The organism is Sphingobium sp., from assembly GCF_035511395.1.
Lineage (GTDB): Bacteria > Pseudomonadota > Alphaproteobacteria > Sphingomonadales > Sphingomonadaceae > Sphingobium.
In genome coordinates this window covers 1-6,173 of sequence record NZ_DATKFP010000426.1, presented here as the reverse complement: position 1 = coordinate 6,173, position 6,173 = coordinate 1, and the positions used below count along the sequence as shown (strand labels likewise).

Genomic DNA, 6,173 nt, shown 5'->3' with positions numbered 1-6,173 from the left:
GCCCCGACGCCACGGCCGAAACGCTGGACGCCGATGGCTGGCTGCGCACCGGGGACGCCGGACGGATGGACGCCGACGGCTATGTCTATCTCGCCGACCGGATCAAGGACATGATCATCACCGGCGGCGAGAATGTCTATCCGGCCGAGGTGGAGAACGCCCTGTTCAGCCATCCCAACGTGCATGACGTCGCGGTGATCGGCATTCCCGATCCCAAATGGGGCGAGGCGGTGAAGGCGATCGTCGTGCCCGTAGAAGGCCGCCAGCCCGATCCCGCCGCCCTGATCGCCTGGGCGCGCGAACGGATCGCCGCCTACAAGGCGCCCAAGTCGGTCTCCTTCGCCGACAGCCTGCCGCGCAACCCGTCGGGCAAGATACTCCGCCGTCTTCTGCGCGACCAATATCGCTGACCTGCGATTTTCGTGAGTAGGGCAGGCGCGCGAAGGCGCATAACCTGCCCTCAAGACAAGGGACAAGGAGAGACGTGTGAGCCGCAACTATTCAGGGCCGCTGGAAGACCGCATCGCCATTCGCGAACTGATGGAAAGCTATGCCGACGCGGTGAACCGCCACGACCGCGACCTCATGACCAGCCTCTGGGCCGAGGACGGCCATTGGGATCTGTCCCATTATCCCGAACTGGGGATCGTGTCGGGGCGCGACAATGTGATGGAATTGTGGGCCAGCGCCATGCCCGCCTATCCCGAACTTTCCTTCATCGCCATGCCCGGCATGATCCGGGCGACGGGCGATACGGCCGAAGCGCGAACCTATTTCTCCGAAGTCTATACCGACCCCGACAGCGGCAAGGATAAGCGCGCGCGCGCCTGCTATAATGACAAGCTGGTGAAGCGCGACGGCCAATGGCAGTTCAAGGAACGCATCTTCGGTATCATCCACCAGACCTGATCGCGGTCCGCTCAACGTTACTGCCGGCGTCCATCTCTCCATAAAGCGCCGGTAGAGGGGAGGCCCGGACCGCGATGGCGATCCGGGCCTCCTTTCCGCTTCTTCAACTTCCGTTCGCCCTGAGCTTTTCGAAGGGCTTCACTTCCTCTTCAAAAAAAGAAGAAGGCTTCGACAAGCTCAGCCGCAACAGATTTGGATGCCCGCTTATGGTAGCTTGAAGATCGGCTGCATCATTCCCATCCCCCTCAATGCGCGGTCATGCCGCCGTCGATCACCATCTCCGATCCGGTCATGAAACTGGCCGCCGGGCTGGCGAGATAGGCGATCCCCGACGCGATTTCCTCCGGCTGGCCCATACGCCCAAGTGCGTGCCCGGCCGAAACCGTCGCGCGCGCCGTCTCCTCATCGGGAAAGACCCCTTCGGCGACATAGCGGGCATAGATCGCATCCATCATGCCCGTATCGATGCCGCCGGGATGCACGCTGTTGACCCGGATCGGCTGCTTCAGCAGCGCGAATTCCATCGCCGCCGACTTGGTGAACAGCTTCACCGCGCCCTTGCTGGCGCAATATGTGCCCATCCACGCCGCGCCGCGCAGCCCGCCGACCGACGACAGGTTGACGATCGACGATCCGCCCACCCGGTCCGCCCCGCTTCGCGCCAGGATCGCCTGCGCCGCCTGCGTGCCCAGGAACACGCCCTCGACATTGATCGCCATGCACTTGCGGAACTCGGCCAATGTCGTCGCGGCGATGCTGTTGGTCACGGAGATCCCGGCATTGTTGACGAGAATATCGAGCCGTCCATAGTCCACCTCGATCCGTTCGATCATCCCCGCCCACGCCGACTCATCGGTGACATCCAGAGGCGCATAGAGCGCCGCGCCCGCCACGTCGGCCCACACGCCGATATCGGTCGCCACCACCGTCGCGCCCGCCTCCGCCAACGCCGTCACCGTCGCGCGACCGATGCCGCCCGTCGCGCCCGTCACCAGCGCGACCGCGCCGCCAAGGTCCGTCCTGCCCTTCATAGCTCTCTCCTCCTTGCGATCAGCGCGCGGTCCAGCCGCCGTCCACCACGACTTCGCTGCCGGTCATGTAGCTGGCATCGTCACTGGCGAGGAAGGCGACGACCTTGCCGATCTCGACCGGCTGGGCCAGCCGCTTGACCGGCGTCGTCTCCGCCATCTGCGCTATCAGTTCGTCGGCCGTGACCGTCCCGTCGCGCTCGGCCCAGCGTTCGAAGCCCTTGCGCAGCAGTGGCGTGTCGACAAAGCCGGGATGGACCGAATTGACGCGGATCGGAATGCCCGCATCGGCGAATTCCAGCGCGTTGGACTTGCTGAACAGCCGGACCCCGCCCTTGGATGCGTTATAGGCGGCGACCTCGCCCATGCCGACCAGCCCCATGATCGAGCTGATGTTGACGATGCTTGATCCATAGGGCGTCGATGCGCCGCCCTTCGCCAGCAGCGGCTGGAATGTCTTTGTCCCCAGGAATACGGTGTCGAGGTTGAGCGTAATCAGCCGCCGCCAATCCTCCAGCCTCAACTCCTGCACCTTGCCGGTCAGGTCCGCGCCGACATTGTTCACCAATATGTCGAGCTGCCCGAAATCGCGCTCGACCTGTTCCCGCGCGGCGATCCAGCTCTCCTCGCTGGTGGCGTCCAACCGGATATAGCGCGCCTGCGCCATCGCGCCGATCGCAGCCTGCACATCGGGCGACTCCGGCGCATCGAGATCGGTGACATGGACGACAGCACCGTCCGCACTTAGGCATTCGCAGATCGCCCGCCCGATGCCGCGCAACCCGCCGCTGACGAGCGCGACCCTGCCTTCCAGCCTGCCTGCCATTCGATCCATCCTCTTCATCGCCGTCATTTTTCCATCACGCCTTCTCCCCGCACAGGCGGGCGTAGGCACCTGCGCTTTTTTGCAGGGTGACGCGCGCGTCGGGAAGTTCCAATCATCACGATCAGGAGACGATGACGGAAAAGGACAGGCCGCCATGGACATGCAGCGTTATGCCGACATCAGGAATATGGTCCAGCGCATCTACCAGCTTACCGGCACCGGCCAGTGGGATGCGGTGGCGGATATGCTGACCGATGATTTCGTCATCCTGGAAGCCGACAGCCTGCCCTATGCCGGCACCTATGAAGGCAAGAGCGCCTTGCAGGATCTGTACACCAGGGTGTTCGCCTATTGGGAGGATCCCGCGCTCGAAACCGGGGATATCTGCGTTGGGCAGGATCACGCCATCGTCCTCGTGAAGGTGACGGCCACCGCGCGCAGCAGCGGGCAGCGGCTGGAAATGCCCCTCACCGAGGTTTTCCATGTCCGCGGCGATAAGTTTTGCGGCATCACCCCCTATTATTTCGACACGGCATCGATCGCGCGGGCCACCGGCCTGCTGCCGGCCTGACGCGGGAGAGGATTTCATGGCGAACTTGAACGGCAAGGTTGCGCTCGTCACCGGCGGTACGGCCGGGATAGGCCGGGCGGCGGTACAGCGGCTGGCGGCGGACGGGGCGCGGGTGATCTTCACCGGCTCCAACGCGCAAAAGGCGGCCAGCCTCGCCGATGAAACCGGCGCAACCTTCGTCCAGGCGGCAGTGCAGGATGCAGCCGACTGGGCGCGCGTCGAACAGCTGGTCCGGCGCGACTTCGGCCGGCTCGACATCGCCTTTGCCAATGCCGGCACCGAAAAGGGCGATGGCAGCATCGAAAGCGTCTCGCTCGAAGCGTGGGAGAACATTCTTGCCATCAACCAGACCGGCGTCATGCTGACGATCAAATCGGCCATTGCGCTCATGAAGGAAAATCCCGGCGGATCGGGCGGGTCGATCATCGTCAACAGTTCGATGAACGCCAATCGCGCACTCAGCAACTATGTCACCTACAGCGTCAGCAAGGCGGCGGTGGTCGCACTGGTCAAGTCGGTCGCGATCCATTGTGGCCTTCAGAAACTCAACATCCGCTGCAACGCGATCCTGCCAGGCGTAGTGGAAACCGAACTCATCACCAACATCATCGATGGTTGTCCCGACCCGTCGGCCGCCCGCGCCGCCTATGAAGGCATGTCGCCGACGGGGCGCATGGCGCGGGTCGAGGAAGTGGCTGGCCTCGTCGCCTATCTGGCCTCGGACGAAGCAGCCTTCGTCACCGGCGGCGAATATGCGATCGATGGCGCCTCCACTGCTGGCATGACCGGCGTTTGATGCGGAGCTGTCCTATTTGGCCTCGCTCTGATAAGTAAAGAACCTGAAAGTCAAACTGTTTCGACGACTTTCCGATAGGATCAGGCGTCCGCAATAAAATGTCAGAATTTGCGAGAAATATGCGAAGTTAAGCGACGCAAATCCTATTTCGGGCAGGAGTTTAGCGGCCCGGCCAATCGTTGGTTTCAGGGCGATATCGCCGCAATGGTCACGTTTCCTCGCAAATTATCACCGGTGGCGAATTCGTTGTCGACGGCGGCCGGACGGCGCAATGACATCCATGTCGCCGCGAAAGGAGAGCGCTATGGGAAAGATTGATCTGCACCCCCTCACCATCGACGGGCGCGATCCCGCGATCCTGCGCGGCGATCCCATCACCGGTGACCGCTACACCTCGCGCGACTTCATGCAAAAGGAATGGGATCATATGTGGACCCGCATCTGGCATGTCGCGGGCCGCACGGCGGAACTGGAGGAGCCGGGCGATTATATCGTCCACGACTTCATGCACGAAAGCGTCTTCTGCGTGAAACAGCAGGATGGCTCGATCAAGGCCTTCTACAATGCCTGTCGCCATCGGGGCATGCGTCTGGTGAACGACGCCAGCGCTGCCAACGCCTTCCAATGCCCCTATCATGGCTGGGTCTGGGGCACGGACGGCGTGCTGCAATATGCACAGGACGCGCATGATTTCCCGCAGGGCAATCCCTGCGGAACGCTCAGGCTTAAGGAACTGCGCTGCGCCACCTGGGGCGGCTTTGTCTGGTACACGATGGACGACACGGCGCCCGAACTGCTCGACTATCTCGCGCCGATGCCCGAACTCTACAAGAATTATCCAATGGACACGGCGGTCCGCGTCTTCTGGATGAAGATCGACCTCGACACCAACTGGAAGTTCGCGACCGATAATTTCTCGGAAAGCTATCATACCCGCACCGCCCATCCGCAGGTGCCGCCATGGATAGATCAGGATGTCGATACGGCGCGACACGAAATGTATCCCGGCGGCCATGGGCGCACGGTTCAGCCGATGCGACCTTCGCTATCGGACCGGCTGCCCGATGGGATGCCACATCCTTTCGACTATATCCTGCGCCAATGGGACATCGATCCCGACGTCTATCCCGACTACGAGACGAAGGCGATGCAGGGCTGGCTGGACCTCAAGGCCGCCAAGCGCCGGCTATGGCGGGAACGCGGCTATCTCCATTACGAACATATGGATGATGAGGAGATTACCGACAGCCCGCATACGGTGATGTTCCCCAATGTCACCATATCCTTCCTGCCGGACAATCTGATCTTCTTCCGCACCGAACCGCACCCTGACGACCCGAACAAATGCACCTTCGACCTATGGTGCATGGCCTTCCCGGTCGAAGGGCAGACAGAGGTGGAATCGATCATGGCCGGGCGCCAGCCGCTGCGGGAAGCGGAAATGCAGCATCGCGCCTTCGACAATGGTCGGGGCGTGCCGGAGATCGAGGGGCAGATCGTCTATCAGGACATGATGCTGGCCGAGGGGCAGCAGCGCGGGATGCATTCACGCGGCTATGAGGATGCCTATCTGACCGGGCAGGAAACCCGCGTGCGCTTCTTCCATGAGGTGCTGAACGACTATCTGGAAGGACGACGCTGAATAGGCCAAGGGCGCGAGGTGTAATGACCCCGCGCCCTTATGCTTTAATTGCCGAACTGGATGCGGATGCCGCCCATGATGCGACGACCGCCATAGGACAGGCGCATGACACGCGGTGTGCCGTCGGCGAAGGGCACATAGCTGCCGGTCGACGCCGTCGCTGCTTCCCGCGTCATGTTGCGACCTTCCATATAGACCTGGAAATTGCGCGTGATGTTGTAGGAAATCTTTGCGTCGATGAAGGTCGTCGCGTCGGTGAAGCGCGGCACGCCGGGATTGTAACCGGGCGCGACCAGTCGGACATTGGTCCATTGTTCGCCGGGATAATTGACATCGATATTGTTGCCGCCGCAGGGCGTGATGCAGTTGAAGGTCGAACTGCGCTTCTGATAGGCGACGCG

At 62.3% G+C, this 6,173-nt stretch carries 8 protein-coding genes; 5 read left to right on the top strand and 3 right to left on the bottom strand.

Going from position 1 to position 6,173, the window contains the following annotated elements:
* Together VMR39_RS28640 and VMR39_RS28635 are read left to right on the top strand one after the other, a co-directional pair.
* A partial coding sequence (locus VMR39_RS28640) for an AMP-binding enzyme (RefSeq protein WP_414712613.1) occupies positions 1-410 on the top strand: 410 nt, incomplete at its 5' end.
* A gap of 76 nt (positions 411-486) precedes the next feature.
* Positions 487-909, top strand: a complete 423-nt coding sequence (locus tag VMR39_RS28635) for a nuclear transport factor 2 family protein (protein ID WP_325421637.1) — start codon at positions 487-489, stop codon at positions 907-909.
* Positions 910-1,154: 245 nt separating this feature from the next.
* On the opposite strand, the gene VMR39_RS28630 is transcribed toward VMR39_RS28635, so the two are convergent.
* Together VMR39_RS28630 and VMR39_RS28625 are read right to left on the bottom strand one after the other, a co-directional pair.
* Positions 1,155-1,940, bottom strand: a complete 786-nt coding sequence (locus tag VMR39_RS28630; protein WP_325421635.1) for an SDR family NAD(P)-dependent oxidoreductase — start codon at positions 1,938-1,940, stop codon at positions 1,155-1,157.
* 19 nt (positions 1,941-1,959) lie between these two features.
* Positions 1,960-2,763 carry an SDR family NAD(P)-dependent oxidoreductase gene (locus tag VMR39_RS28625; protein WP_325421633.1) on the bottom strand — a complete coding sequence of 268 codons (804 nt, stop codon included), beginning with the start codon at positions 2,761-2,763 and terminating at the stop codon, positions 1,960-1,962.
* 154 nt (positions 2,764-2,917) lie between these two features.
* Here VMR39_RS28625 and VMR39_RS28620 point away from each other — a divergent pair, with 154 nt between their 5' ends.
* The 3 genes from VMR39_RS28620 to VMR39_RS28610 all read left to right on the top strand — a co-directional run bounded on the left by VMR39_RS28620 (position 2,918) and on the right by VMR39_RS28610 (position 5,772).
* Positions 2,918-3,334 carry a nuclear transport factor 2 family protein gene (locus VMR39_RS28620; RefSeq protein ID WP_325421631.1) on the top strand — a complete coding sequence of 139 codons (417 nt, stop codon included), beginning with the start codon at positions 2,918-2,920 and terminating at the stop codon, positions 3,332-3,334.
* Between the two features lie 16 nt (positions 3,335-3,350).
* Positions 3,351-4,130, top strand: a complete 780-nt coding sequence (locus VMR39_RS28615; RefSeq protein ID WP_325421629.1) for an SDR family NAD(P)-dependent oxidoreductase — start codon at positions 3,351-3,353, stop codon at positions 4,128-4,130.
* A 304-nt stretch (positions 4,131-4,434) separates the two neighbouring features.
* The gene (locus VMR39_RS28610) at positions 4,435-5,772 is read left to right on the top strand and encodes an aromatic ring-hydroxylating dioxygenase subunit alpha (protein WP_325421627.1); all 1,338 of its coding nucleotides are present in this window, start codon (positions 4,435-4,437) and stop codon (positions 5,770-5,772) included.
* 44 nt (positions 5,773-5,816) lie between these two features.
* Here VMR39_RS28610 and VMR39_RS28605 read toward each other — a convergent pair.
* The coding region (locus VMR39_RS28605; protein WP_325421625.1) for a hypothetical protein at positions 5,817-6,173 on the bottom strand (357 nt) is incomplete at its 5' end.